This is a genomic window from Streptomyces sp. NPDC059009 (genome assembly GCF_042740175.1).
GTDB lineage: Bacteria > Actinomycetota > Actinomycetes > Streptomycetales > Streptomycetaceae > Streptomyces.
Window position 1 is genome coordinate 15,589 of sequence record NZ_JBHYJB010000051.1, and the last position, 24,824, is coordinate 40,412.

Here is a 24,824-nt window from a genome sequence, read left to right on the forward strand (position 1 = left end):
GGGCGCTCAGAAGAGGGCAAGGTCACAGCCCTTGATGGCACCCCGTGCCAGCAATTCCGCCCTAGCATCTGGGGCATGACGGTCCTGCCTGACGACGGGCTTTCCCTGGCCGCCGAGTTCCCTGATGCGACCCATGAGCAGTGGCAGCGCCTGGTGGAAGGCGTGCTGCGCAAGTCGGGTAAGGACGTATCGGGCACGGCCGCCGAGGAAGCGCTGTCCACCGCCCTCGAGGACGGGCTCACCACCCGCCCCCTGTACACCGCGCGCGACGCCGCGCCCGACGCCGGCTTCCCCGGCTTCGCCCCGTTCGTCCGGGGCGCCGCCCCCGAGGGGAACGCCCCGGGCGGCTGGGACGTACGGCAGCGGCACGCAAGCGCCGATCCCGCGCGCACCAACGAGGCGGTCCTCGCCGACCTGGAGAACGGCGTCACGTCGCTCTGGCTGGCCGTGGGCCCCGGCGGGCTGCCGGTCGACGGCCTGGAGCAGGCGCTCTCGGGCGTGTACCTCGATCTGGCGCCGGTCGCGCTCGACGCGGGCGACCAGGCCGCGCCCGCCGCACGGGAGTTGCTGCGCCTGTACGAGGCCGCGGGCGTCGCCGACGACGCGGCACGCGGCACCCTCGGCGTGGACCCGCTCGGCCATGAGGCCCGTACCGGCACGGCGGTCGACCTCACGGCGGCCGCCGTGGAGCTGGCCCGGCGGTGCGGCGAGCGCCACCCGGGCCTGCGCGCCCTGACCGTGGACGCGCTGCCGTACCACGAGGCGGGCGGCTCGGCCGCGCAGGAGCTCGGCGCGGCCCTCGCCACCGGCGTCGCCTATCTGCGCGACCTCGCCGGGGCCGGGCTCGGCGTCGAAGAGGCATGCGCCCAGCTGGAGTTCCGGTTCGCGGCCACCGCCGACCAGTTTCTGACCATCGCCAAGTTCCGTGCGGCCAGGCGCCTTTGGGCGCGCGTCGCCGAGGTGGCGGGGGCGCCCGCCGCCGGTGCGCAGCGGCAGCACGCGGTGACGTCGCCGGTGATGATGACGCGCCGCGACCCGTGGGTGAACATGCTGCGCACGACGGTGGCGTGCCTGGGCGCGGGCGTGGGCGGCGCGGATGCCGTCACGGTCCTGCCGTTCGACCACTCGCTGGGCCTGCCGGACACGTTCGCGCGCCGCATCGCCCGCAACACCTCGACGATCCTCCTGGAGGAGTCGCACCTCGCGCGGGTCATCGACCCGGCGGGCGGCTCCTGGTACGTGGAGCGCCTCACCGACGAACTCGCCCACGCGGGCTGGGAGTTCTTCCAGGAGATCGAGCGCGCGGGCGGCCAGGCGGGCGCCCTGCGCTCCGGGCTGATCGGCGACCGGCTCGCCGCGACGTGGGCCGAGCGCGGCAAGAAGCTGGCCAAGCGGCGCGAACCCATCACCGGCGTCAGCGAGTTCCCGCTGCTCGCGGAGCGCGCCGTGGAGCGCGAGCCCGCGCCCGCGACCCCCGCCGGCGGGCTGCCCCGGGTGCGCCGCGACGAGGCGTACGAGGAGCTGCGCGCCCGCTCGGACGCCCACCTCGAGGCGACCGGCGCCCGCCCCAAGGTGTTCCTCGCCGCGCTCGGCCCGGCCGCCGCGCACACCGCGCGCGCCACCTTCGCGGCCAACCTGTTCATGGCGGGCGGCATCGAGCCCGTGCACGACCCGGTGTCGGTGAACACGGCCTCGGCCGCCGAGGCGTTCGCGGCCAGCGGGGCCTCGGTCGCGTGCGTGTGCTCCAGCGACGCGCTCTACGCCGAGCAGGCGGACGAGGTCGCGAAGGCCCTCAAGTCGGCGGGCGCACGGCAGGTGTTCCTCGCGGGGCGCGGGGAGTACGCCGACATCGACGCGTACGTGTACGCGGGCTGCGACGCGGTCGCGGTGCTCACCTCCACCCTCGACCTCATGGGAGTGGCGTCATGACGATCCCCGACTTCTCCGACATCGAACTGGGGCCGGGCGGCGGGCCCTCGGGCTCGGACGAGCAGTGGCGCGCCGCCGTGAAGGAGTCCGCGGGCAAGGCCGAGGCGGACCTGCTGTGGGAGACGCCCGAGGGCATCGCGGTCAAGCCGCTGTACACGGGCGCCGACGTGGAGGGACTCGACTTCCTCGGCACGTACCCGGGTGTGGCCCCGTATCTGCGCGGCCCGTACCCGACGATGTACGTCAATCAGCCGTGGACGATCCGGCAGTACGCGGGCTTCTCCACCGCCGAGGAGTCCAACGCCTTCTACCGCCGCAACCTCGCGGCCGGGCAGAAGGGCCTGTCGGTCGCCTTCGACCTGCCGACGCACCGCGGCTACGACAGCGACCACCCGCGGGTGACCGGTGACGTCGGCATGGCGGGCGTCGCCATCGACTCGATCTACGACATGCGGCAGCTCTTCGACGGCATCCCGCTGGACAAGATGACCGTGTCGATGACGATGAACGGCGCCGTGCTGCCGGTGCTCGCGCTGTACATCGTGGCGGCGGAGGAACAGGGCGTGCCGCCCGAGAAGCTGGCCGGGACCATCCAGAACGACATCCTCAAGGAGTTCATGGTCCGCAACACCTACATCTATCCGCCGAAGCCCTCCATGCGGATCATCTCCGACATCTTCGCGTACACCTCGCAGAAGATGCCGCGCTACAACTCCATCTCCATCTCCGGCTACCACATCCAAGAGGCGGGCGCGACGGCGGACTTGGAGCTCGCCTACACCCTCGCGGACGGTGTGGAGTATCTGCGGGCGGGGCAGGGCGCGGGCCTGGACGTGGATGCGTTCGCGCCGCGGCTCTCGTTCTTCTGGGCGATCGGCATGAACTTCTTCATGGAGGTCGCCAAGCTGCGCGCGGCGCGCCTGCTGTGGGCGAAGCTGGTCAAGCAGTTCGACCCGAAGAACGCCAAGTCCCTCTCGCTGCGCACCCATTCGCAGACCTCGGGCTGGTCGCTGACCGCGCAGGACGTCTTCAACAACGTCACGCGTACATGTGTGGAGGCGATGGCGGCGACACAGGGGCACACCCAGTCCCTGCACACCAACGCCCTGGACGAGGCGCTCGCGCTGCCCACCGACTTCTCGGCGCGCATCGCCCGCAACACCCAGCTCCTGATCCAGCAGGAGTCGGGCACCACGCGCTCCATCGACCCGTGGGGCGGCAGCGCGTACGTCGAGAAGCTGACGTACGACCTGGCACGCCGTGCCTGGCAGCACATCGAGGAGGTCGAGGCGGCGGGCGGCATGGCGCAGGCCATCGACGCCGGCATCCCCAAGCTGCGCGTGGAGGAGGCGGCGGCCCGCACCCAGGCCCGCATCGACTCGGGCCGCCAGCCCGTCGTCGGCGTCAACAAGTACCGGGTGGACAGCGACGAGCAGATCGAGGTCCTCAAGGTCGACAACTCCTCGGTGCGCGCCCAGCAGATCGCCAAGCTGAAGCGGCTGCGCGCGGAGCGCGACGAGCAGGCGTGCCAGGACGCGCTGCGGGCGCTGACGGCGTCGGCCGAGCGGGGTTCGGCGGGCTCGGGCCTGGAAGGCAACCTGCTCGCCCTGGCGGTGGACGCGGCCCGCGCCAAGGCCACCGTCGGTGAGATCTCCGACGCATTGGAGAGCGCGTACGGGCGGCACGCCGGTCAGATCCGTACGATCTCCGGTGTGTACCGCACCGAAGCAGGCCAGTCGCCGTCCGTGGAGCGCACCCGCGCCCTCGTGGACGCCTTCGACGAGGCGGAGGGGCGCCGTCCGCGCATCCTGGTCGCCAAGATGGGCCAGGACGGCCACGACCGCGGCCAGAAGGTCATCGCCACCGCCTTCGCCGACCTGGGCTTCGACGTCGACGTCGGCCCGCTCTTCCAGACCCCGGCGGAGGTCGCCCGCCAGGCCGTCGAGGCGGACGTGCACATCGTGGGCGTCTCCTCGCTGGCGGCCGGGCACCTCACCCTCGTACCGGCGCTCCGTGCGGAGCTGGCCGCCGAGGGGCGCGAGGACATCATGATCGTCGTCGGCGGGGTGATCCCTCCGCAGGACGTCGAGGCCCTGCACGAGGCGGGCGCCACCGCGGTGTTCCCGCCCGGCACGGTGATCCCGGACGCCGCGTACGACCTGGTGACCCGCCTAGCCGCCGACCTCGGCCACGAGCTGTAGGTCCGCGAGTCTGTGAGTCTGCTGAACACATGCCTCCGACGATCGACATCGACAGCTATGTGAAGGGCGTACTCGGCGGGAAGCGCGCGCAGATCGCGCGCGCCATCACCCTCGTCGAGTCGACCCGACCGCAACACCGGGCGCTCGCACAGGAGTTGCTGACCGAGCTCCTGCCGCACGCGGGCGCCGCCCGGCGCATCGGCATCAGCGGGGTGCCGGGCGTGGGCAAGTCCACGTTCATCGACGCGCTCGGCACGATGCTCACCGGGCTCGGGCACCGCGTCGCGGTGCTCGCCGTCGACCCCTCGTCGGGGCGTACGGGCGGCTCCATCCTCGGCGACAAGACGCGGATGGAGCGGCTCGCGGTGGACCCGAACGCCTTTGTCCGGCCGTCCCCCTCGGCCGGGACGCTGGGCGGCGTGGCGAAGGCGACGCGCGAGTCCATGGTCGTCATGGAAGCCGCCGGGTACGACGTGGTCCTGGTGGAGACGGTGGGCGTCGGCCAGTCGGAGACGGCGGTGGCGAACATGGTCGACACCTTCCTGCTCCTCACCCTCGCCCGCACCGGCGATCAGCTCCAGGGCATCAAGAAGGGCGTCCTGGAGCTGGCGGACGTCATCGCCGTGAACAAGGCGGACGGCCCGCACGAGCGGGACGCGAAGTCGGCGGCGCGCGAACTGGCAGGGGCACTGCGGCTCATGCACCCCGCGGACTCGGCCTGGACTCCACCGGTCCTGAGCTGCAGCGCCCGCGAGTCCAGCGGCCTCGACACGCTCTGGGACCGCCTGGAGCAGCACCGCACGCTCCTCGACTCGACCGGGCGGCTCGCCGCGAAACGCCGCGGCCAGCAGGTCGACTGGGCCTGGGCGATGGTCCACGACACTCTCCTGGAGCGGCTGCACGGCCACCCGGCGGTGCGGGACCTGGCACCCGGCCTGGAACAACGGGTGCGGGAGGGGTCGTTGACGGCGACGCGTGCGGCCGAGCACATCCTGGAGGCGTTCCAGAGCGGCACCACCAGCACCAACGGCACCACCAGCACGCCCTGAAAGGTACAGAGACGCACATGAACAGCGCAGCCCCCGCCGAAGCCCCCGTCCTTGTCCGCACCGAAGGACGGCTGGGACATCTCGTCCTGAACCGTCCCCGGGCCATCAACGCCCTCAACCGCGAGATGGTCGACCTGATCGACGCGGCGCTCGCGGAGTGGGAGAAGGACGACGCGGTGCGGGCCGTGGTGGTCACGGGCGCGGGCGAGCGGGGCCTGTGCGCGGGCGGCGACGTCCGGGCGGTGCGCGCGGACGTGCTGGCCGGACGCCCGGAGCAGGCGGCGGCGTTCTGGCGCGCCGAGTACCTGATGAACGCCCGCATCGCCCGCTTCCCGAAGCCGTACGTCGTCGTGATGGACGGCATCACGATGGGCGGCGGCGTCGGTGTCTCCGCGCACGGCGACGTGCGCGTGGTGACCGAGCGCTCGCGGGTGGCGATGCCGGAGACGGGCATCGGCTTCGTGCCGGACGTCGGCGGGACCTATCTGCTGTCGCGCGCGCCCGGGGAACTGGGCACGCACCTGGCACTGACGGGCGCCGCGGTCGGCGCGGGTGACGCGCTGCTGTGCGGGCTCGCCGACCACTTCGTGCCGTCGGCACGGCTGGAGGACTTCACGGCGGCGCTGGCCGGGGGGACCTGGGGCGAGGTCTCCGCTGTCGTACGGGAGTACGCGCAGCCCGCGCCGGAGGGTGAACTGGCGGGCGAGCGGGCCTGGATCGACGCCTGCTATGCCGCCGACTCCGTGGAGGAGATCGTGCGGCGGCTGAGCGACCACGGAGAGCGGGCGGCCAAGGAAGCGGCCGAGACGATCCTGTCCAAGTCCCCCACGTCCCTGAAGGTGACCCTCGCGGCGGTGCGCAGGGCTCGCGCCCTCCCGTCTCTGGAAGCCGTCCTGAACCAGGAGTTCAGGGTGTCGTGCGCGGCGCTCGCGGCGCCGGACTTCGCCGAGGGCGTGCGCGCGCAGGTCGTCGACAAGGACCGGAACCCGCGGTGGTCGCCCGCGACGCTGGCGGAGGTCTCCCAGGGGGATGTGGAGGGGTTCTTCGCGCCGCTGGGAGACGGCGAGTTGGGCCTTGTGTCGCTGCCGTGACGGTGCCTCGGGCAGGCTCGGCCCGAGAGTCCGCAGCATCCTCAGGGAGTCGTCATGCCTCTCCTCGAAGGCGTCATCGTCGCCATCGGATCGCAGACCGCGCAGGGGGTGGCGCTGTCCCTGCTGCGTGAGCTCGTCGGGGTGCAGGAGAAGCAACTGGAGGCGCTGAGGGAGATCCACCAGGACGTCCGGAAGTTGCTGGACGGGCCCTGGCGCAAGGCACAGACGAAGTTGGAGGAGGCTGCTCACGCGGAATACGCCGCGGAGCGGCGCGGGCGCCTGAAGCTGGCGCGCGACGCTCTCGACGACGCGGCCAGCCTGGAGCCCGACGGGACGCCGCGCCGCGCCATGGTCTGCATCAATCTCGCGCTGGTCTACCGTCTGCTGGGCCAGGACCGGGACGCCCGGTACTGGGTCCTGAAGGGCTACCAGGACCAGACGGACGCCGTGGCCGCGGCGGTGCCCGGCACGGTGAAGGCGCTGAACTCGCGGGCCGCCATCCTCAAGTCCGCGACGGAGGGGAACTTCTGGGAGCTGGTGGCCAGGTCGCGCAAGGAGGACTCGGCGGGCACGGACCGCTGGCTGCACGAGAAGTACGAACTGGGCCAGGTGCCCAGCAGCGCGCCGCCGGACGACTTCCAGCCCGAGTTCGCCGCACCCGTGGTCCCCGCAGAGGGCTTCGCCCAGGTGGCACGCATGGTGAGCGGCAAGTGGGGTGCCGCCGCCGCCAACGAACAGGCGCGCTTGTGGCGCTGGGAGTGGGTCCTCGCGGAACGCGAGGGCAGGACAGGCGAGTTGCGTCCGTTCCTCGCCGAGGTCGCGATGGCGGAGACGACGACCGACGCGGGGCGCCGTCTGATGGAGCTGCACCGGATGGCGCACGCCGCGTTCGAGTACCGACAGCTGTGTATCGCGCTGGCGCCGGACACCGAGGTGACGGAGTACGAGCTGCGCGTGGACCTCTCGGAAGTGCGGGGCGCCCGCATCGCCTGGGCTCCCGCGCCGGCGCCGCGCAGCGGTCAGGAGGTCATGTGGCGGGCCCGGAGGGCCGTGGCGGCAGTGGCGTTCAGCCCGGACGGGCGCAGCCTCGCCGCCGCGAGTGGCGACACCGCCTACGTCCTGGACAGTTCGGACGGCCACGAGATCTCCAAGGTGCGCCACGCCAACAGCCTGGGTGTGGTGTGGAGCGTGGCGTTCGGCGTGAACGGGCGCCGGCTTGCCACCGGAAGCGGTGATCACACCGCGCGGATCTGGGACCCCCGGGACGGCAGCGCACTGCTCACGGTCCGCCACTTGACGCCCCTCGGCTTCGTTCGCCGGGTCACGCCCAGTCCGGACGGTGCGCGGTTGGTGACGGCGGGGGGTGATCACACGGTACGGGTCTGGGATGCCCGGGACGGTCGTGCGCTCCTGAAGATGTCGCACGGCAAGGCCGTCTGGGATGTGGTGTTCAGCCCCGACGGGGTGCGCATCGCCTCTGCGGGAGAGGACGGAACGGTGCGTGTCTGGGACAGCCTGGACGGACGGGAACTCCTGCGTATCCCCACCGGACTGGTCACCAGTGTCGATTTCAGCCGGGACGGCCGCCACATCGTGACCGGCGGGATCGAGGCCGCGGTGTGGGACAGCCAGAGCGGCCGCAGGGAGCATGAGGTGCCCGGGGGCGCCTGCTGGGCCGTCGCGTTCAGTCCGGCGGACCCGCGGCGTCTCGCCGTCGCCCGTTCCGAGTCGGCGATGGTCGTCGACGCCCGCAGCGGGCAGGAGTTCGCGCGCTTCTCGCACGACGCGAAGGTGCAGAGCGTGGCGTTCAGCCCCGACGGACGGCGGCTCGCCACCGGAAGCGAGGACGAGACGGTACGCGTGTGGCGCATCGACTCCTGAACCACGCCTACGGAGGATCGACCTCCGTCACCACCGCCAGCAGCTGGAACGGCAGTTCCTTGTCCCACTGCGAGACGCCGAGGGCTATCCAGCGGCCGTCGACCCGCCACAGGTGCAGGTTCGGGACGTGGGAGCTCAGGTCGGCCCAGGGCTCCGGTATCTCCTCGCCCCCGTCCACCATCCGGTGCAGGAGGCTGTAGAGGGCGAACTCGTCCGGCTTGCCCCAGCGGGCGGTGAGGAGTTGGGAGAGGCCGTCGCGCTCGGCCTCGAACTGCTCCTCCGCCTCCGTCCAGCGGCTGCCGTCGTCCTCCCAGAAGCCGTCGCTCTCCGCTAACTCCGCCACGTGATACCCGGGGCCCGCGAAGCCGCGCGCGGACCTGCCGACCTCCGCCGGGAAGGCCCGGGCGAGCAGCAGGTCGATCTCGGCGAGGTGCTGTGCGGTACTCATGACGACCAGTAAAGCGGCTGCCACTGACAACTGGCCCGCCCGTCGGGATCGACCCTCACGCGTCCCTGCGCCGCAGCGTCCACCAGCCCGCCAGCAGCGCCGCCGCCGTCCAGAGAGCCGAGACGCCAAGTCCCGTCCAGGGGCCGAGCGTTCCCTCGGGGTTCGCGTGCAGCACCTGCTGGCCCGCCCGGTCGGGCAGGAAGTCCGCGACGCTGCCCGCGACGTCGACGAACACGAACGACACGATCAGGATGAACGGGATGAGCAGGCTCAGGACGGCCACCCCGCTGCGCAGCACCGTGGCGAGGCCCGCCGCGAACAGCGCCATGAGCGCCAGGTAGATGCCGCCGCCCGCGCAGGCCCGCACGGCGCCCGGGTCGTCGAGGCCGAGGGCGTACTTGCCCATGAACGCCTGGCCCGCCACGAAGGACACGAAGGTGGCGGCCAGCCCGGCGACGAGGGCCAGCGCGCCCACCATCGCCATCTTCGCGGCATAGAAGGCTCCGCGGCGCGGGACGGCCGCCAGGGAGATGCGCAGCGCCCCGTTCACGTACTCGCTCGACACGGCCGTCGTACCGAAGGCGATGGCCGCGATCTGGCCGAAGTTGAGGGCGTAGAAGGCACCGAAGAGGAGGTCCTCGCCGTTGTCGGCCTCGGCCTGGCCGACGGACGCCATCGCGAGGACGGTGATGGCGACGGTCGCCACGAAGACGGCGAGCAGCGAGCCGAGGCTGCCGCGCAGCGACCTGATCTTTATCCATTCGGAGTGGAGCACGGCGGTGGTGGTCATCGGCCTGCCTCCTGGCGGTCGGAGTTCGTGCGCGCGGCGGCGAACTGGGTGTCGCCCGCGGTCAGGGAGAGGTACGCCTGTTCCAACGAGGCGTGTTCGTCGGCGAGTTCGAGGATCGGGACTCCCTCGGCCGCGGCGAGCGCGCCGACCTCCTCGGCGGCCATCCCGTCGACGGTCCAGCGGCCGTCCTCCGCCTCCGTGAGGGTGCGGTCCCTGCGGGCCAGGAGGGCGCGGAGGCGGGCCGGGTCGGTGGTGCGGACCCGCGCGCGGGCGCCGCTGTGGGCCGCGATGAACTCCCGCGCGGAGGTGTCCGCGAGCAGCCGGCCGCGGCCGAGGACCACCAGGTGGTCGGCGAACGTCGCCGTCTCGTTCATGAGGTGGCTGGAGACCAGGACGGTGCGGCCCTCGCGGGCCAGGCCGGTCATCAACTCCCGGATCCAGATGATGCCTTCGGGGTCGAGCCCGTTGGACGGCTCGTCGAGGATGACCACGTCCGGTTCGCCGAGGAGGGCGGCCGCGATGCCGAGCCGCTGCCGCATGCCGAGGGAGTACGTCTTGATGCGGCGCCCGGCCACGGAGCCGAGGCCCGCCTCCTCCAGGACCTCGCCGACCCGGCGCCGTGCGATGCCGTTGCTGACCGCGAGGGCCAGCAGATGGTCGCGGGCGGTGCGCGAGCCGTGCGCGGCCTGCGCGTCGAGCAGCGCGCCCACGTGGCGCAGCGGGGTGCCGAGCTCCGGGTAGGGGCGGCCGCCGAGGGTGGCGGTGCCCGCGGTGGGCCGGTCGAGGCCGAGGACCAGGCGCAGGGTGGTGGACTTGCCCGCGCCGTTGGGGCCGAGGAATCCGGTGACCCGGCCGGGGCGGACGCTGAACGTGAGGGCGTCCACCGCGCGGGTCACGCCGTACTCCTTGGTGAGCTCTTGGACGTCGATGCTGGTCATGGGGCAAGCCTCGGGCGCGGGGCGGGGCCTTGGCCTCCCCCGTGCGAGGAGACCGGCTCCCCCGCACGGGGGAGCCGGACGCCGCGGGGCTGCTGACACGATGACGCCATGCTCCGGTTGTTGAGGCCATGGTTGAGGCCCCTCGCGCGCGCGGTCACCTACACGCGGTGGCTGCACCTCCTCATGGGGATGGTGGTCGCCGTGGTGTGCGCGTTCGTCTTCACGGGCCTCCACTCCCCCTCTCCGGCCGAGTGGGCCCTGACGGTCTTCGTGGTGCCCGTGCCGCTGCTCGTGGCGGCGGCCATGGTGCCCGCCGTACGCCGGGCGGAGGGGCTGCAGGCCCGCCTGATGCTGTTTCCAGGTGCCCACGCGCGCGTGAGTACGCGCGATGCGCACGCGCGCGTGCGGGACGCCCACGGGCACGAGGACCCGGGGGTCTCCACGGCGCCCGCCGCGTCCTGGCGGGACCGGGGCCGGACCGCCGTATGGCTGGTGCTGCGCCTGGAAGCGGGCTCCGCGATGTGGTTCCTCACCACCCAGCTGCTCGGCTACAGCCTGGCCCTGGTCGATTCGTCGGCCGAAGAACCCGATCAGTCGGGCCTGTTGCTGCCGACCACGGACTGGGCGTGGGCCAACGCACTGCTCGTGCCGGTGCCCGCCCTGGCGCTGCTCGGTGTCGTCGTGGTGGCGGGGAAGGGGATGGCCCTGGCCGCGCGCCGGTTCCTCGGCCCCTCGCCCGCCGAGCGTCTCGCCGCCCTGGAGACGCGCACGGAGCAGCTGCTCCAGCGCAACCGCATCGCACGGGACCTGCACGACTCCATCGGCCACGCCCTGACCGTCGCGGTCGTCCAGGCGGGCGCGGCCCGTGCCGCCGGTGACCCGGACTTCTCGGACCGGGCCCTGGAAGCGATCGAGGAGACGGGGCGGGCCGCCCTGGAGGACCTCGACCGGGTCCTGCGGGTGCTGCGCGAGGAGGACCGGGAGGCGAGCGCCGCGCCCACCCTCGCCGACGCCGAACGGCTCCTCGACTCGGCGCGCGCCTCCGGGGCCGAGGTCGACGTCGAGGTGAGCGGCCCGGTGGAGCGTGTGCCGGGGCCGGTCTCCCGGGAGGGCTACCGCATGCTCCAGGAGTCGCTGACCAATGTGCTGCGCCACTCCGGTCCGGTGCCGGTGCAGGTACGGATCACCGTCGACGGCGCGCGGCTCGACCTGAGCGTGCGCAACGCGCTGCCCCCGGGCCGGACCGCGACGGGGCGGGCCGGCAGCGGCCTGCGCGGCGTCCGCGAGCGCGCCACGCTCCTCGGCGGCCGGGCCACCACCGGCCCGCACGGCGACGACTGGCGGGTGCACGTCGAGCTGCCGCTGGGGTGACCGTGGCGGGAGTGCTGAGCCCTGTCGGAGCCGGGGCCTGTCCGACGGCCCCCGAGAGGCAGGTCATAGTCTGGCCGGATGCCGATCACCGTTCTCCTCGTCGACGACGAGCCCCTCGTCCGCGCGGGTCTGCGCGCCGTCCTGGAGGCGCAGGCCGACATCCAGGTCGTCGGTGAGGCGGCGGACGGCGCGGCGGTGATCCCGCTCGTGCGGGAGCTGCGGCCCGACGTGGTGGCGATGGACGTGCGGATGCCGCTGCTCGACGGCATCGAGGCCACGCGTGCGGTGCTGCGCACCGTCCAGGACCCGCCGAAGATCCTCGTGGTGACGACGTTCGAGAACGACGACTACGTCTACGAGGCGCTGCGCGCCGGGGCCGACGGCTTCCTCCTCAAGCGCGCCCGCCCGGCCGAGATCGTGCACGCGGTCCGGCTCGTCGCCGAGGGCGAGTCGCTGCTGTTCCCCGCGGCGGTACGCCGTCTCGCCGCGGCCCATGGCGAGGGGCCGACCGGGAACGCCGAGGCGCGGGCGGTCCTCGCGGGGGCGGCCCTGACCGAGCGCGAGGGCGAGGTGCTCCGGTTGATGGCGCGCGGCCTGTCGAACGCGGAGATCGCCGCTCAGCTCGTCGTCGGCACCGAGACGGTCAAATCTCATGTGAGCGCGGTGCTCATGAAGCTCGGGGCCCGGGACCGGACCCAGGCGGTGATAGCCGCGTACGAGTCCGGGTTCGTCGCCCCCGGATGAACGTCCTTCGTCACTCCGGGATGACCACCACCCCACGCTGCGAGTACGATCCGCCCATCATGCGCACGAGCTGGGAGGACAGACGTTGGGGCGGCTGACCGGCGGGGATCCCTCTCTGCTTCGGCGGATCAATTCCGCGGTGGTGCTGCACGCGCTGCGCGCCACGGACTTCGCGACGCTCACCGAGATCACCCGGGTGACGGGTCTTTCGCGGCCCACCGTCGAGGGGGTCGTGGAGGGGCTCATCGAGGCCGGGCTCGTGGTGGAGACCACGGTCGACGAGAGCGGCACGCGCCGCCAGGGGCGGCCCGCGCGGAAGTTCCGCTTCCGGGCGGAGGCCGGGCATCTGCTCGGCCTGGAGATCGGCCCGCACCGGGTGGCCGCCGTCCTGTCGGACCTGGACGGGCGGGAGCTCGGCACGGCCGCGAAGGACGTCGACGAGGCGGCGCCCGCCGATGAGCGCCTGGAGCGGCTGCGCACGGTCGTCGCGGACCTGCTGCGCCGTGCGGGCGTCGCCCGCAGCTCGCTGCGGGCCGTCGGCGTCGGCAGCCCCGGCATCGTCGAGGCCGACGGCACCGTACGCCTGGGCACCGCCTTGCCGGAGTGGACGGGCCTGCAGCTGGGCGAGCGCCTGCGCCGGTCCTTCAAGTGCCCGGTCCTGGTGGAGAACGACGCCAACACGGCGGCCGTCGCCGAGCACTGGAAGGGCGCGGCCACGGAGTCCGACGATGTCGTCTTCGTGCTCGCGGGCCTCAGCCCGGGCGCGGGCTCGCTGATCGGCGGGCGGCTGCACCGGGGGTACGGGGGCGCGGCGGGCGAGATCGGCGCGCTGCACCTGCTGGGGCGTGACGTCACTCCGGAGACGCTCCTGTCCACCACGGACGAGCCGCTGCACCCGCTCGACGAGCAGGCCGTGGCGGAGGTCTTCGCGCACGCGCGCGAGGGCGACGAGCAGGCCCGCAAGGCCGTGGACCGCTTCATCCAGCGCCTGGTGCACGACGTGGCGGCGCTCGTCCTGGCGCTCGACCCCGAGCTGGTGGTCGTGGGCGGCTGGGCGGCGGGCCTGGACGGCGTGCTTGAGCCGCTGCATCGCGAGCTGGCCCGCTACTGCCTGCGGCCGCCCCGGGTGGCGCTCTCGGCGCTCGGTGAGGCGGCGATCTCAACGGGCGCGCTGCGCCTGGCGCTCGACCACGTCGAGGAGGAGCTGTTCGCCGTGGAGGGCACGGTGACGGCTCGGCGCTGATGCCGAGCCGTCCAGTTCCCGTTCCGTTCCGTACGAGAAGGAGCTCAGGAAGCCTGCCGGCCCGGCCCGTGGTGGATCTCCACGCCGCCCGCGTCGCCGAACGTGAGGCGGCAGGTGTCGGCGCGATATGTCGCCACCGAGACCGCGGCGGTACGGCCCGCGGCGAAGAAGCGGGTCGTCACGACGAGGACGGGGGCGCCGGGGAGCCGGTCGAGCGACTTCGCGTCGTCCGCGCGGGCAGAGCCCAACTCGACGGCGCGGTCCTGTCCTTCGAGGCTCAGCCGGTCGAGCTCGCGCAGCACGGCACGCGCGCGTGCCGGTCCGGACGGGGCGTCGATCGCGGTGAGGTCGGGGACCGAGGCCGCCGGGACGTAGACGAGCTCGGCGGCGACCGGCTGGCCGTTCGACACGCGGTTGCGACGGATCGTGTGCACCGGCTCGTCGGCCGGGAGCTCCAGGACGCGGGCCACCTCGGCGGGCGCGGCGGTCAGCTCGCAGTCGACGGCCTGCCAGGCTTCCCCGGCCGCTCCGGGCCAGGAGCCGCGGTCGGACTCGACGGCGACGCCCATGCGCGGCGGGGCGACGGTGGTGCCGACGCCGCGGCGGCGCTGCAGCCGGCCCTCCAGCTCCAGCTGCTCCAGGGCCTGGCGGAGCGTGGCGCGGGCCACGCCGAACCTGGCCGCGAGATCACGCTCGTTCGGAAGGATCTCCCCCACGGCGAACTCGGAGTCGAGTGCCTCGCTGAGCACGGTCTTGAGATGCCAGTACTTCGGTTCCGGCACCGTTTCCAACTGCGTGGTCCCCACCCTGTCCTCCGCAATCACCGTGCGCCGACGGCGTTTTAGCGCCCTTGTTTATTAAAGGTTCCTGCACTATCCCTGCGACCATAGGGCCGCACCCACCCTTGGTCAAGACCAATCCTGATTCCGTCACAGCGCGCACCGGACCGGCGCCACAGAGCATTCATGGACTGTTGGTGCGCGGCTACACGCGCGTGGTCCAGGTGTCCGAAACCCTGCGGGCACATGAAGAAGCCCCCGCCCGAGGGGCGGGGGCTGCAGAGGGGTCCCGCCTAGGAGGCGAGGGAGAGCAGCTTGTCCGGATTGCGAACGATGTAGACCCGCTGGATCTGCCCGTCGACGACGTCGAGCTGGAGTACGGCGTCGGGCTTGCCGTCGGCCAGGAGGAGCACCGACTCCGCTCCGTTGAACTCGACGAAACGCGCCTCGATCTCGCCCAGCTCGGCCAGGCCCTTGCCCGCGGCGCCGACGATGAAGCGGCCCACCTTGTCGGCGGACTCGATGACCCGCAGCGGCGCCTTGGCCTTGCCGCCGCTGTCGCCGACCAGGTGCACATCGGGTGCGAGCAGCGAGAGCAGCCCGGTCAGATCGCCTTCGACCGCGGCGGCGAGGAACCGCTCGGTGAGGTCGCGGCGCTGGGCCGGGTCGACCTCGTAGCGCGGGCGGCGCTCGTCGACGTGCTTGCGGGCCCGCCCGGCGAGCTGGCGCACCGCCGCCTCGCTGCGGTCGAGGGTCTGGGCGATCTCCGCGAAGGGGAAACCGAAGGCTTCGCGGAGCACGAACACGGCGCGCTCCAGCGGGGAGAGCGACTCCAGGACGACGAGGACGGCGAGCGAGACCGAGTCGGCGAGCACGGCCCGCTCGGCGGTGTCCGGGACGGTCTGGTCGAAGTCGGTGACGAGCGGCTCGGGCAGCCACGGCCCCACGTACGACTCGCGGCGCGACTGCACGTGCCGCAGCCGGTCGATGGCCAGCCGGGTGGTGACCCGCACCAGGTAGGCGCGCGGCTCTCGGACCTGCGCGCGGTCGGCCCCCGACCAGCGCAGCCACGCTTCCTGGACGACGTCCTCCGCGTCGGCCACGCGGCCGAGCATGCGGTAGGCGACGCCCATCAGGACGGAACGGTGCTCTTCGAAGACGTCGGTCACATCGGCTGTCGGTGGTGTGGTCACCCCTCCATCCCAGCCGACGGTTCGCGCCCTGTCCAGGTGAATTGAGTGCGGTACGGAGCACAATGACGCGGTGGCCGCCGAGGGCCGGCGGCACCCTGGGGAGGATCCAGTGCGGTACGCGGTTCTGGGTACGGGCATGGTGGGGCGCCAACTCGGCGGAAAGCTGGTGGAGTTGGGTCACGAGGTGATGATGGGCTCGCGCGGCAAGGACAACCCGGCGGCCCTGGAGTGGGCGCGGGAGGCGGGTCCGAGGGCGAGCACGGGCACCTTCGCGGAGGCGGCGGAGTTCGGGGACGCGGTGATCGAGGCGGTCGGCGGGCAGGTGGCGCGGGCGGCCCTGGAGGCGGCGGGCGCCGAGCGGCTCGCGGGCAAGCTGGTCATCGACGTGTCCAACCCCCTGGAGATGACGGACGGAGATGTGCGCCTCGTGGTGCCGGAGGGGCAGGACAGCGTGGGCGCGCAGCTCCAGCGGGCGTTCCCCGAGGCGCGGGTGGTGAAGACCCTCAACACCCTGAACGCGTCGGTGATGACGGATCCGGCACTCGTCCCCGGCGAGCACCAGGTCTTCGTGAGCGGCGACGACGCGGCGGCGAAGCGGGAGGCGGTGGAGCTGCTCGGCTCCTTCGGCTGGCCCGCGGAGCGCGTCATCGACCTCGGCGGGATCGAGTCGGCGCGCGCCGTGGAGCTGATGATGCCGCTGTGGCTGACCCTGTTCCGCAAGCACGGGGACGCGATGTTCAACTGGCAGATCCAGCGGGCCTCTTCTTGAAAGCACCGAACCTCTTGAACTGGAGGCTACCGAGCGGTAATTGTTGCTGACAAGGCGTCTAAGACACCGTCGTCCGGCGGTGGGGACAGGAGCAGCGACATGGCCGCAACGGTGACAGAGATGGCCGGGGCCTCGGCCTCCCAGGTGTCAGAGGTGTCCTTCGACGTCGAGTCGGCCGCGGGCCCGCGCACGGTGACCATCAGGTACCGGCGCGCGGGCACTGGCGAGCCGCTGCTGCTCCTGCACGGCATCGGGCACCACCGGCAGGCATGGGACCCGGTGTTCGACATCCTCGCGGCCGAGCGGGACGTCATCGCGGTGGACCTGCCCGGCTTCGGGGAGTCGCCCGGGCTGCCGGACAGACTCGCGTACGACCCGGAGAGCGTGCTGCCCGTCCTGGGCGCCCTGTGCCAGGCCCTGGGGGTTGAACGGCCGCATGTGGCGGGCAATTCGCTGGGTGGGGTGCTCGCCCTCGGCATGGGCCGGGACAAGCTCGTGCGCTCCGTCACCGCCCTCTCCCCCGCCGGGTTCTGGTCGGAGGCGGAGCGGCGGTACGCGTTCACGATGCTCCTCGCGCTGCGTCGCGGCGCCAAGGTGCTGCCGCTGCCCCTCATCGAGCGCCTGTCCCGCTCAGTGGCCGGACGCACCATGCTCACCAGTGCCATCTACGCCCACCCCGGGCGCCGTTCACCGGAGGCTGTCGTCGCCGAGACGCTCGCGCTGCGCGACGCCACGGGCTTCGAGCAGACCCTCGCCGCGGGACGCGACGACCTGTTCCGTGACGCCGTGAACGGGCTCCCCGTCACCGTCGCCTGGGGCACCAGGGACCGGCTCCTGCTGCGCCGCCAGGGCATCAGGGCCAAGCACACCATCCCGGACGCCCGCCTGGTCCGCCTGCCCGGCGCCGGTCACGTCCCCATGCACGACGACCCGGCGAGCGTCGCCCGCGTCATCCTCGACACCAGCGCCTGAGCACCGCACCAGGCGCAGCACCCCCGAGCCCCAGGCGACACCGGCGCCGACCAGTCCGCTGCCGACCGCCTGGGGCAGCCCGTAGCCGCCCGTGCCGACCAGCGGCGCGGTGCAGGCGGCGGCCACCGGGATGAGGCCGGAGAAGAGCGTCGCGCGCTCGGCCCCGATCCGCTGCATGCCGCTGTACCAGCAGACGAACCCGACGACGGTGACCACCGCCGCCTGCCACAGCAGCGCCCCCGCCTCCACTCCGTCCGGCACCCGCAGCACGCCCCGCCCGTCCGCCACCAGGCCGACGACGGCGGACTCCACGGCGGCGATCCCGCACACCACCGCCGACAGCAGCTTCGGACCGAGGGGCCGCAGCACCGGCACCGCGAGCACCGCGAAGCCCACCTCACCGGCAAGTGCGCACAAGGAGAAGGCGATTCCGGGCCCGTCGGTGCGCCCCCACCCCTGCACGGTGAAGGCCCCCGCGGCGACGAGCAGCGCCCCCGACAGCACGGTGCGGCGCGGCCTTCGGCCCTCAAGGAGAGGCATGACAACGGCCACGACGACGGGGGCACACCCTACGAAGACACCCGGTACGGCGGGTTCCGCCGTCTCCTCAGCGGCCAGGATCGCGAGGTTGAAGCCGACCATGCCGACGGCGGCGAGGGCGGCGAGCCGGGCCCACCGGCGACCGGTGAGGGTGCGCAGCGGGGCGGTCCCGCCCTTCCCGAGCAGGGTCAGGAGGAGCAGGCAGGCGAGCCCGTACCGGAGGAACTGCCCACCGGCGTACGGATAGTCGCCGAGGAGACTGTTCGCGGTGAAGGAGCCGCCGACGAGCACACAGGCGAGGGCCGCAAGGAGCGCCCCGCGTACCGGATTCGCGTTCATGGACCCGACGCTAGGCGCGGGCCCGGACCGGTTTAAGGTCCACTTCCGGGGCTGGTTCAGGGACCACTTTCCCGGACCGCGACACAGGGTAGAGGGGGCCAACTGCCGTGGTGGCGAAGGAGAGCGGGGCCTGGGAGTTGCTGCTGCCGGCCGCCGAGGGCCCCGCCCGCACCCGGGGCCGCAGGCTCCAGTCGGCGCTGCGCGACGCGGTCCGCTCGGGCCGCCTCGCCCCCGGCACGCGGCTGCCGTCCAGCCGGGCGCTCGCCGCGGACCTCGGCGTCTCCCGCGGGCTCGTCACCGAGGCGTACGAGCAGCTGACCGCCGAGGGCTATCTGCGCACCGGCCGCGGCGCGGGCACCTGGGTCGGCGGAGCCGTGCGGGCCGCGCGCCCGACCGCCGCCCGTGACCTCGCGCCCCGTGCCGCACGCGCGCGCGTGGACTTCGTTCCCGGCACGCCCGACCTCTCCTTGTTCCCCCGTTCCGCGTGGGCCGCCGCGCACCGCGGGGTCCTCGCCGAGCTGCCGCACCACGCGCTCGGCTATCCGGACCCGCGCGGCCTGCCCCGGCTGCGCACCGCCCTGGCCGAACTCCTCGTGCGGCGCCGGGGCGTGGTCGCGGACCCGGAGCGGATCGTGGTCTGCTCGGGCGTCGCGCAGGCCATGACGCTGCTCGGCTTCGTGCTCCACGCGCGCGGGCTGCGCACCGTCGGCGTGGAGGACCCGGGCAGCCCCGAGCACGCCTCCCTGTTCGCGTCGGCGGGCCTCGACAGCGTGCCGCTCCCGCTGGACGACGAGGGCCTCGCACTCGGACCGCTGCGCGCGCGGGGCGTACGGGCCGTCGTGACGACACCCGCGCACCAATTCCCTTACGGGATCGGCTACTCGGCCCGGCGGCGCGCCGAACTCCTCGACTGGGCGCGGTCCGTGGACGGCCTGGTGATCGAGGACGACTACGACGGGGACTTCCGCTACGACCGGGCGCCCGTGGGCGCCCTGCAGGGCCTCGACCCGGAGCACGTCGCCTACGCGGGATCGGTCAGCAAGTCACTCGCGCCGGGGCTCCGGCTCGGCTGGCTGATCGCTCCGGAGCGGCTGACCGAGGAGGTCGTGGCCCGCAAGCGGACCATGGACCTGGGCAATCCGGCACTCGACCAGGCGCTGCTCGCCCGGTTCGTCGAACGCGGCGACTACGACCGGCAGTTGCGCCGCTGCCAGCGCGCCTACCGCGAGCGCAGGGACGCCCTCCGCAGCGCCCTGGAGCGGCACTTCCCGGGCGCCGAGGTGTCCGGGATCGCCGCCGGGCTGCACGCCATCGTGCGGCTGCCGCGGCGCTGGGGGCCGCAGGGCGCCTTCCTGGCGCGGGCGGCGGCGGCCGGGATCGCGCTGCGGCCGCTGAGCCACTACGGAGAGGCCGACGGACCGGGCGTGTGTCTGGTCATCGGGTACGCGCACCTGCCGCCCGCGCGGATCACCGAGGGCGTACGCCTCCTGGCCGCCGCCGCTCAGGAGGCCGCCGCCGCTCAGGAGTTGGACCACGCGCGCGTGCAGAGCACCAAGCGGTAGCCGTCGGGGTCCTCCACGGTGACGCCCCACTCGTTCCAGTACGGGTTGGGCGACTGCACGCGCTTGCCGCCGTGCGCCTCCAGGCGGGCCACCGCGTCCTCGGGCACCTCCCCGTCCACGTACAGGACGAGGAGGTCCTCCTCGGTGGGGCGGGGGCGGACGGGGGCGCCCGGCTCGTGGACGAGTTCGAGGTGCCAGGTGGCGTCGGGCCAGCCGAGCATGAGCAGGTCGTGCTCTCCGGGGGCGTGGCCCGCGCCCTCCGGAGTGCGCCAGACGATGCTCAGCCCGAGCCCCTCGACCCAGAAGCGCTCGGCGGCGGCGAGGTCGAGTGAGGGACGGGCGATGCGGAGGTGGCTGTGCGCGTCGAGAGTCATGCGCTCATGCTAGGCAGCGAGTGATCTTCGGCGTATCGGCCGTTGGGCCCCGGTCCCCCGGCACCGGGACCAGGTCCGAGGACCTAGGTCCGCGCCTCCCCGCCGGAGGTTCCGCACCTCTGCAGCCGGAGGTTCCGCGCCTCCCGCCGGGAATCAGAAAGCGCACGCCAGTTCCCCTTCCCCTGCGGGCAGTTGTTCACTGGGGCGTTGCGTGTGCGTCACCGGACCCCAAGAGTCTGTGGGCTGCACACTGGCCTGACCCGTCTCTGGAGGCGCCTTCATGTCCGACCGTCCGTCGAGCCCCGCCCCGCGCCGCCGCAGCCTGCTGCGCGGCTCGCTCGCCGTGCCCGCCGCACTCGCCGTGCCGTCCCTCTCGGGCGCCGCGCCGTCGTTCGCCCGGTCGGGGCGGCCAGAGGCGGCGTGGGGCGTGCAGGCGGGCGACGTGGGCGCGCACTCGGGACTGGTGTGGGTGCGCTCCGACCGGCCCGCCCGGATGATCGTGGAGACGTCCGCCACCGAGTCGTTCCGCAATCCCACCCGCCGGCACGGCCCGGTCATCGGCCCCGGCACGGACTTCACCGGCACCACGCGCCTGCACGGCCTGCCCGCCGGGGAGCAGATCCACTACCGGGTGACCCTCGCCGACCCCGACGACCCGCGGCGCACCGGCAGGCCGGTCTCCGGCACCTTCCGTACGACGCCCCAGGGGCGGAAGCAGGGCGTGCGCTTCGTGTGGTCCGGCGACATCGCCGGGCAGGGCTGGGGCATCAACCCGGACCGGGGCGGCTACCGGGTGTACGAGGACATGCGGCGCCTCGACCCCGACTTCTTCCTGTGCAGCGGCGACAACATCTACGCCGACGGCCCGATCCTGCCGAGCGTGACGCTGCCCGACGGCACGGTGTGGCGCAACGTCACCACGGAGGAGAAGGCGAAGGTCGCCGAGAGCCTCGCCGAGTTCCGGGGTGCCTTCCGCTACAACCTCCTGGACGAGAACCTCCGCCGGTTCAACGCCCAGGTCCCCGCCATCGTGCAGTGGGACGACCACGAGGTGCACAACAACTGGTACCCGGGCCAGATCCTCGACGACGCCCGCTACACGGAGAAGCGCACCGACGTCCTCGCGGCGCGCTCCCTGCGGGCGTTCAGCGAGTACTTCCCGGTGTCCACGCTGTCGCCGGACCACGCGAGCGACACGGACGGGCGGGTGTACCGGGTGCTGCGGCACGGCCCGCTGCTCGACGTGTTCGTGCTCGACATGCGCACCTACCGCAACGCCAACTCCCCCGGCCGCCAGCCCGACGACGCCACCGGCATCCTCGGTGCCGAGCAGCTGCGCTGGCTGAAGCGGGAGCTCTCGCGCTCGCGGGCCGTGTGGAAGGTGATCGCCTCGGACATGCCGCTCGGCCTGGTGGTGGCCGACGGCAAGGTGAACTTCGAGGCGGTGGCGCAGGGCGACCCGGGCGCCCCGCTCGGCCGTGAGCTGCAGATCGCCGAGCTGCTGCGGCACATCAAGCACCGGAAGATCACCGGCACGGTGTGGCTGACCGCCGATGTGCACTACACCTCGGCGCAGCACTACGACCCCTCGCGCGCCGCCTTCAAGGACTTCGCGCCCTTCTGGGAGTTCGTTTCCGGGCCGCTCGCGGCGGGCGGCTTCCCCGCGACGAAGCTGGACGCCACGTTCGGCCCCGAGCAGCGGTTCATCAAGGCGCCGACGCGCGCCAACACCTCGCCCGCCGAGACCCCGCCGTACTTCGGGGAGGTCGACATCGACGGCGACAGCGGGGAGTTGACCGTGCGGCTGCGGCAGGAGGGCGGCGAGGTACTGTTCAGCACGGTGCTGCAGCCGGGGCGGGTGGGCCAGGAGTAAAGCAGGGGGCCAGGAGTAGACCGGGGCCCGAGCAGCCTGTCGGTCAAATTCTGAATAAAAGGGACCAAGTATCCCTTTACTCATCGGACACAAAGCGTTCGCGATCACGCAACACCGATCCTTCACAGTGAGTGCATGACTGCAGACATGTCTGATGTGACCCGCAGGAAGCACGGCCGCCCCGCGCACCACTGGCGCCGTGACCTGATCGAACTGGCCGCGCTCTTCACGGCCGTGGCCGTCGCGGACACCGTGGCGAACCTGATCGGCCACGGCCCTCACGGCACGCCCCTGCTCGCCGCCTCGGCGCTCGCGCTGATCGCCACGGCCGGGTTCCACACCTGGTGGACACGGCGCCACACGCACGCGCCGCCGCCGGGCGATACCGGCGCCCGGCCCTCCGCGCCCGCGGAGCAGGCCGGGCCCGCCGCCCCCGACCAGGAAGCGGCGGAGACGTCCCTGTGGCGCATGCGCACCACGGTGCGCGACGAGCCGGGTTCGCTCGCGGCCCTGTGCACGGCGCTCGCGCACCAGCGCGTCGACATCCTCAGCCTGCAGGCGCACCCACTCGCCGAGGGCACCGTCGACGAACTCCTGCTGCGCGCACCCGGGCTGCTGTCCGGCGCCGAGCTGACCCGGACGATCTCGGCCGCGGGCGGCACCGGCACCTGGCTCGAGCGCGCCGACGCGCACGACCTGGTCGACGCCCCCACCCGCATCCTGGGCCTCGCCACCCGCACCGCCCTGGACGCGGCGGAACTCCCCCTAGCCCTGCGCCAGTTGCTGGGCCGCTGCACCATCCGCCAGCTGCCCGCGACGGCCGCGCCCGCCACCGCGGAGGACGCCGACGGCGCCCCGGTCGAGGGCGCGCTCGACGGGACGGTGCTGCGGCTGCGCGTGCCGGAGGGCGGGGTGATCGCCGTGGAGCGGCCGTATCTGCCGTTCACACCCACGGAGTTCGCGCGCGCCCGGGCCCTGGTGGAGCTCGACTCGCGGCTCGGCCCGCGCGTGCCGGGCGGCCAGGACGTGCTGACGCTCGCCGAGGGCAGCGACATCACGGTCAGCCGCGCCGACGTCGACGACCTCGACGCCGCCAGGGCCATGCACGACCGCTGCTCCCCGCAGACCCTGTCCATGCGCTACCACGGCCCGGTCCGGGACGCCGACCGCTACCTCAACCACCTGCTCAGCCCGCGCTTCGGCCGCACCCTCGCGGTCCGCACCGCCTCCGGCCGCATCGTGGGCCTCGGGCACCTGCTGTGGGACGGCGACGAGACCGAGGTGGCGCTGCTCGTCGAGGACGACTGGCAGCGCCGCGGCATCGGCGGTGAACTCCTCGGCCGGCTGGTCGCGTTGGCGATCGAGGCGGGCTGCGAGAGCGTGTACGCGGTGACCCGCTCGTCCAACACCGGCATGGTCGCCGCGATGCGCGGCCTCGGCCTGCCCCTCGACTACCAGATCGAGGAGGGCACGCTGGTGATCACCGCGTCCCTGGACGCGACGCCGGTGCGCTCACTGCTTCCGTACGACGGTCTGCGCCAGGACTAGTACTGGTACCCGCGCCCGGACCGGTGCGCGGGCCGAGCGCCCGGTCCAGGTCGCTCCAGAGGTCCTCGACGTCCTCCAGGCCGACCGAGAGCCGCAGCAGTCGTTCGCCCACCCCGGCCGCCCGCCGGTCACCGGCGTCCACGACGCGGTGGCTGATGGACGCCGGGTGCTGGATGAGGGTGTCGACGCTGCCGAGGCTGACCGCCGGGGTGACCAGGCGCACCCCCGCGGTCACCTCGTGCGGGTCGCCGTACACCTCGAAGGCGACCATGGCGCCGCCGATACGGGGGTAGCGCACCCGCTCCACGCGCGGGTCGGCGGCCAGCCGGCGGGCCAGCTCGGCGGCCGTCGCGGACGCGGCGCGCACCCGCACCGGCAGCGTGGCGAGCCCGCGCAGCAGGAGATATCCGGCCAGCGGGTGCAGCACCCCGCCGGTGGCGAACCGGACTTGGCGCAGGCTCCGTGCGAACTCCTCGTCGCAGGCGACCACGCCGCCGAGCACGTCCCCGTGCCCGCCCAGGTACTTCGTGGCGCTGTGCAGCACCAGGCGCGCGCCCGCGGCTGCGGGCCGCTGCAGGACGGGCGTGGCGAAGGTGTTGTCGGCGAGCAGCGGCACGGTGCCGCAGGCCTGGGCGACCGCGCGCAGGTCGAGTTCGGCGAGCGTCGGGTTGGCGGGCGACTCGACCAGGACGAGGCCCGTGTCGGCCCGGACGGCGTCGGCGATCCCGGCCGGGTCGGTCCAGGTCACCTCGGAGCCGAGCAGCCCCGCGGTGAGGAGGTGGTCGCTGCACCCGTACAGCGGCCGCACCGCGACGACATGGCGCAGTCCGGCCGCCGCGCGCACCAGCAGGACGGCGGTCAGGGCCGCCATGCCGCTCGCGAACGCGACGGCGCTCCCGGTGCCCTCGAGCCGGGCGAGCGCGGTCTCGAAGCGGGCGACGGTCGGGTTGCCGAGCCGCCCGTAGACGGGCGGGCCGCCGTCCAGGGTGCCGTCGGCGGCGAACGCGTCGATGCGCGCCGCCTCGCCCCGGGTGTCGTACGAGGGGTAGGTCGTGGACAGGTCGATCGGCGGGGCGTGCAGACCGAGGGCCGCGAGGTCGTCGCGCCCGGCGTGCACGGCCTCGGTGGCGAGGGCGCGGGGGCGGTAGGGGGTGGCCGGGGTGCCCGGTGTCGTCTCCATGGCTCCGATC

General features: G+C 73.3%; 20 protein-coding genes and 1 pseudogene. 13 read left to right on the forward strand and 8 right to left on the reverse strand.

The features are described from left to right. The first annotated feature begins 75 nt into the window (after positions 1-75). From mutA to ACFWYM_RS38010, 5 genes are read left to right on the forward strand one after another with little or no spacing between them, the layout of a single operon-like run. Positions 76-1,929: a methylmalonyl-CoA mutase small subunit gene (mutA, locus tag ACFWYM_RS37990; protein ID WP_384847792.1), complete on the forward strand. Its 1,854-nt coding sequence runs from the start codon at positions 76-78 to the stop codon at positions 1,927-1,929. Beyond that, complete coding sequence (gene scpA / locus ACFWYM_RS37995; RefSeq protein WP_384847795.1) at positions 1,926-4,130, forward strand: methylmalonyl-CoA mutase; 2,205 nt, start codon at positions 1,926-1,928, stop codon at positions 4,128-4,130. Before mutA ends, scpA begins: the two co-directional genes overlap by 4 nt. A 29-nt stretch (positions 4,131-4,159) precedes the next feature. Beyond that, positions 4,160-5,179, forward strand: a complete 1,020-nt coding sequence (gene meaB, locus ACFWYM_RS38000) for a methylmalonyl Co-A mutase-associated GTPase MeaB (protein WP_384847798.1) — start codon at positions 4,160-4,162, stop codon at positions 5,177-5,179. A 17-nt stretch (positions 5,180-5,196) separates the two neighbouring features. After that, a complete protein-coding gene (locus ACFWYM_RS38005) occupies positions 5,197-6,270 on the forward strand; it encodes an enoyl-CoA hydratase/isomerase family protein (RefSeq protein ID WP_384847801.1) in 1,074 nt (357 codons plus the stop codon). A gap of 54 nt (positions 6,271-6,324) precedes the next feature. Further along, entirely contained in the window at positions 6,325-8,151 is a 1,827-nt protein-coding gene (locus ACFWYM_RS38010) for a WD40 repeat domain-containing protein (RefSeq protein WP_384847804.1), read from the forward strand. A gap of 7 nt (positions 8,152-8,158) precedes the next feature. On the opposite strand, the gene ACFWYM_RS38015 is transcribed toward ACFWYM_RS38010, so the two are convergent. The 3 genes from ACFWYM_RS38015 to ACFWYM_RS38025 are packed head-to-tail and all read right to left on the reverse strand — an operon-like array spanning position 8,159 to position 10,327. Beyond that, on the reverse strand, positions 8,159-8,599 hold the full coding sequence (locus tag ACFWYM_RS38015) for a hypothetical protein (protein ID WP_384847807.1): 441 nt from the start codon (positions 8,597-8,599) through the stop codon (positions 8,159-8,161). Between the two features lie 55 nt (positions 8,600-8,654). Then, positions 8,655-9,389: an ABC transporter permease gene (locus tag ACFWYM_RS38020; RefSeq protein WP_384847810.1), complete on the reverse strand. Its 735-nt coding sequence runs from the start codon at positions 9,387-9,389 to the stop codon at positions 8,655-8,657. Next, positions 9,386-10,327 (reverse strand): ABC transporter ATP-binding protein, encoded by a 942-nt coding sequence (locus ACFWYM_RS38025; RefSeq protein WP_384847813.1) that lies wholly within the window; start codon positions 10,325-10,327, stop codon positions 9,386-9,388. The genes ACFWYM_RS38020 and ACFWYM_RS38025 overlap by 4 nt, the downstream gene beginning before the upstream one ends. A 108-nt stretch (positions 10,328-10,435) precedes the next feature. On the opposite strand from ACFWYM_RS38025, the gene ACFWYM_RS38030 reads away from it, so the two are divergent. The 3 genes from ACFWYM_RS38030 to ACFWYM_RS38040 all read left to right on the forward strand — a co-directional run bounded on the left by ACFWYM_RS38030 (position 10,436) and on the right by ACFWYM_RS38040 (position 13,685). Beyond that, on the forward strand, positions 10,436-11,698 hold the full coding sequence (locus ACFWYM_RS38030) for a sensor histidine kinase (protein ID WP_384847816.1): 1,263 nt from the start codon (positions 10,436-10,438) through the stop codon (positions 11,696-11,698). A 78-nt stretch (positions 11,699-11,776) separates the two neighbouring features. After that, on the forward strand, positions 11,777-12,442 hold the full coding sequence (locus ACFWYM_RS38035) for a response regulator (protein WP_384847818.1): 666 nt from the start codon (positions 11,777-11,779) through the stop codon (positions 12,440-12,442). A gap of 85 nt (positions 12,443-12,527) precedes the next feature. Beyond that, on the forward strand, positions 12,528-13,685 hold the full coding sequence (locus ACFWYM_RS38040; protein ID WP_384847821.1) for an ROK family transcriptional regulator: 1,158 nt from the start codon (positions 12,528-12,530) through the stop codon (positions 13,683-13,685). Between the two features lie 44 nt (positions 13,686-13,729). On the opposite strand, the gene ACFWYM_RS38045 is transcribed toward ACFWYM_RS38040, so the two are convergent. Together ACFWYM_RS38045 and ACFWYM_RS38050 are read right to left on the reverse strand one after the other, a co-directional pair. After that, a complete protein-coding gene (locus ACFWYM_RS38045; protein ID WP_384847824.1) occupies positions 13,730-14,491 on the reverse strand; it encodes a GntR family transcriptional regulator in 762 nt (253 codons plus the stop codon). A 266-nt stretch (positions 14,492-14,757) separates the two neighbouring features. Continuing rightward, on the reverse strand, positions 14,758-15,597 hold the full coding sequence (locus tag ACFWYM_RS38050; RefSeq protein WP_384847934.1) for an RNA polymerase sigma-70 factor: 840 nt from the start codon (positions 15,595-15,597) through the stop codon (positions 14,758-14,760). 169 nt (positions 15,598-15,766) lie between these two features. On the opposite strand from ACFWYM_RS38050, the gene ACFWYM_RS38055 reads away from it, so the two are divergent. Both ACFWYM_RS38055 and ACFWYM_RS38060 read left to right on the forward strand, forming a co-directional pair. Beyond that, complete coding sequence (locus ACFWYM_RS38055; protein ID WP_384847828.1) at positions 15,767-16,426, forward strand: NADPH-dependent F420 reductase; 660 nt, start codon at positions 15,767-15,769, stop codon at positions 16,424-16,426. Between the two features lie 99 nt (positions 16,427-16,525). Beyond that, positions 16,526-17,398, forward strand: a complete 873-nt coding sequence (locus tag ACFWYM_RS38060; RefSeq protein ID WP_384847830.1) for an alpha/beta fold hydrolase — start codon at positions 16,526-16,528, stop codon at positions 17,396-17,398. A 93-nt stretch (positions 17,399-17,491) separates the two neighbouring features. On the opposite strand, the pseudogene ACFWYM_RS38065 reads toward ACFWYM_RS38060, so the two are convergent. Continuing rightward, a pseudogene (locus tag ACFWYM_RS38065) lies at positions 17,492-18,277 on the reverse strand (EamA family transporter); the annotation flags it as partial. A 107-nt stretch (positions 18,278-18,384) separates the two neighbouring features. Between ACFWYM_RS38065 and ACFWYM_RS38070 the strand changes: the two are divergent. Continuing rightward, positions 18,385-19,839 carry a PLP-dependent aminotransferase family protein gene (locus ACFWYM_RS38070; RefSeq protein WP_384847833.1) on the forward strand — a complete coding sequence of 485 codons (1,455 nt, stop codon included), beginning with the start codon at positions 18,385-18,387 and terminating at the stop codon, positions 19,837-19,839. Here ACFWYM_RS38070 and ACFWYM_RS38075 read toward each other — a convergent pair. Beyond that, positions 19,797-20,213, reverse strand: coding sequence for a VOC family protein (locus ACFWYM_RS38075; protein ID WP_384847836.1), 417 nt, complete (start codon positions 20,211-20,213; stop codon positions 19,797-19,799). The two genes, ACFWYM_RS38070 and ACFWYM_RS38075, sit on opposite strands and share 43 nt — an antisense overlap. A 280-nt stretch (positions 20,214-20,493) precedes the next feature. On the opposite strand from ACFWYM_RS38075, the gene ACFWYM_RS38080 reads away from it, so the two are divergent. Both ACFWYM_RS38080 and ACFWYM_RS38085 read left to right on the forward strand, forming a co-directional pair. Continuing rightward, complete coding sequence (locus tag ACFWYM_RS38080) at positions 20,494-22,086, forward strand: alkaline phosphatase D family protein (RefSeq protein WP_384847839.1); 1,593 nt, start codon at positions 20,494-20,496, stop codon at positions 22,084-22,086. Positions 22,087-22,221: 135 nt separating this feature from the next. Beyond that, complete coding sequence (locus ACFWYM_RS38085) at positions 22,222-23,634, forward strand: GNAT family N-acetyltransferase (protein ID WP_384847843.1); 1,413 nt, start codon at positions 22,222-22,224, stop codon at positions 23,632-23,634. On the opposite strand, the gene ACFWYM_RS38090 is transcribed toward ACFWYM_RS38085, so the two are convergent. Beyond that, positions 23,567-24,814 (reverse strand): trans-sulfuration enzyme family protein, encoded by a 1,248-nt coding sequence (locus ACFWYM_RS38090; protein ID WP_384847846.1) that lies wholly within the window; start codon positions 24,812-24,814, stop codon positions 23,567-23,569. The genes ACFWYM_RS38085 and ACFWYM_RS38090 overlap by 68 nt on opposite strands. Between the last annotated feature and the right edge of the window lie 10 nt (positions 24,815-24,824).

What these genes read in the sequence shown, in the direction of transcription:
- mutA (WP_384847792.1), top strand. Translation starts at nt 76, where the DNA reads ATGACGGTCCTGCCTGACGACGGGCTTTCCCTGGCCGCCGAGTTCCCT.
- scpA (WP_384847795.1), top strand. Translation starts at nt 1,926, where the DNA reads ATGACGATCCCCGACTTCTCCGACATCGAACTGGGGCCGGGCGGCGGG.
- meaB (WP_384847798.1), top strand. Translation starts at nt 4,160, where the DNA reads ATGCCTCCGACGATCGACATCGACAGCTATGTGAAGGGCGTACTCGGC.
- ACFWYM_RS38005 (WP_384847801.1), top strand. Translation starts at nt 5,197, where the DNA reads ATGAACAGCGCAGCCCCCGCCGAAGCCCCCGTCCTTGTCCGCACCGAA.
- ACFWYM_RS38010 (WP_384847804.1), top strand. Translation starts at nt 6,325, where the DNA reads ATGCCTCTCCTCGAAGGCGTCATCGTCGCCATCGGATCGCAGACCGCG.
- ACFWYM_RS38015 (WP_384847807.1), bottom strand. Translation starts at nt 8,599, where the DNA reads ATGAGTACCGCACAGCACCTCGCCGAGATCGACCTGCTGCTCGCCCGG.
- ACFWYM_RS38020 (WP_384847810.1), bottom strand. Translation starts at nt 9,389, where the DNA reads ATGACCACCACCGCCGTGCTCCACTCCGAATGGATAAAGATCAGGTCG.
- ACFWYM_RS38025 (WP_384847813.1), bottom strand. Translation starts at nt 10,327, where the DNA reads ATGACCAGCATCGACGTCCAAGAGCTCACCAAGGAGTACGGCGTGACC.
- ACFWYM_RS38030 (WP_384847816.1), top strand. Translation starts at nt 10,436, where the DNA reads ATGCTCCGGTTGTTGAGGCCATGGTTGAGGCCCCTCGCGCGCGCGGTC.
- ACFWYM_RS38035 (WP_384847818.1), top strand. Translation starts at nt 11,777, where the DNA reads ATGCCGATCACCGTTCTCCTCGTCGACGACGAGCCCCTCGTCCGCGCG.
- ACFWYM_RS38050 (WP_384847934.1), bottom strand. Translation starts at nt 15,597, where the DNA reads ATGGGCGTCGCCTACCGCATGCTCGGCCGCGTGGCCGACGCGGAGGAC.
- ACFWYM_RS38060 (WP_384847830.1), top strand. Translation starts at nt 16,526, where the DNA reads ATGGCCGCAACGGTGACAGAGATGGCCGGGGCCTCGGCCTCCCAGGTG.
- ACFWYM_RS38075 (WP_384847836.1), bottom strand. Translation starts at nt 20,213, where the DNA reads ATGACTCTCGACGCGCACAGCCACCTCCGCATCGCCCGTCCCTCACTC.
- ACFWYM_RS38080 (WP_384847839.1), top strand. Translation starts at nt 20,494, where the DNA reads ATGTCCGACCGTCCGTCGAGCCCCGCCCCGCGCCGCCGCAGCCTGCTG.
- ACFWYM_RS38085 (WP_384847843.1), top strand. Translation starts at nt 22,222, where the DNA reads ATGACTGCAGACATGTCTGATGTGACCCGCAGGAAGCACGGCCGCCCC.
- ACFWYM_RS38090 (WP_384847846.1), bottom strand. Translation starts at nt 24,814, where the DNA reads ATGGAGACGACACCGGGCACCCCGGCCACCCCCTACCGCCCCCGCGCC.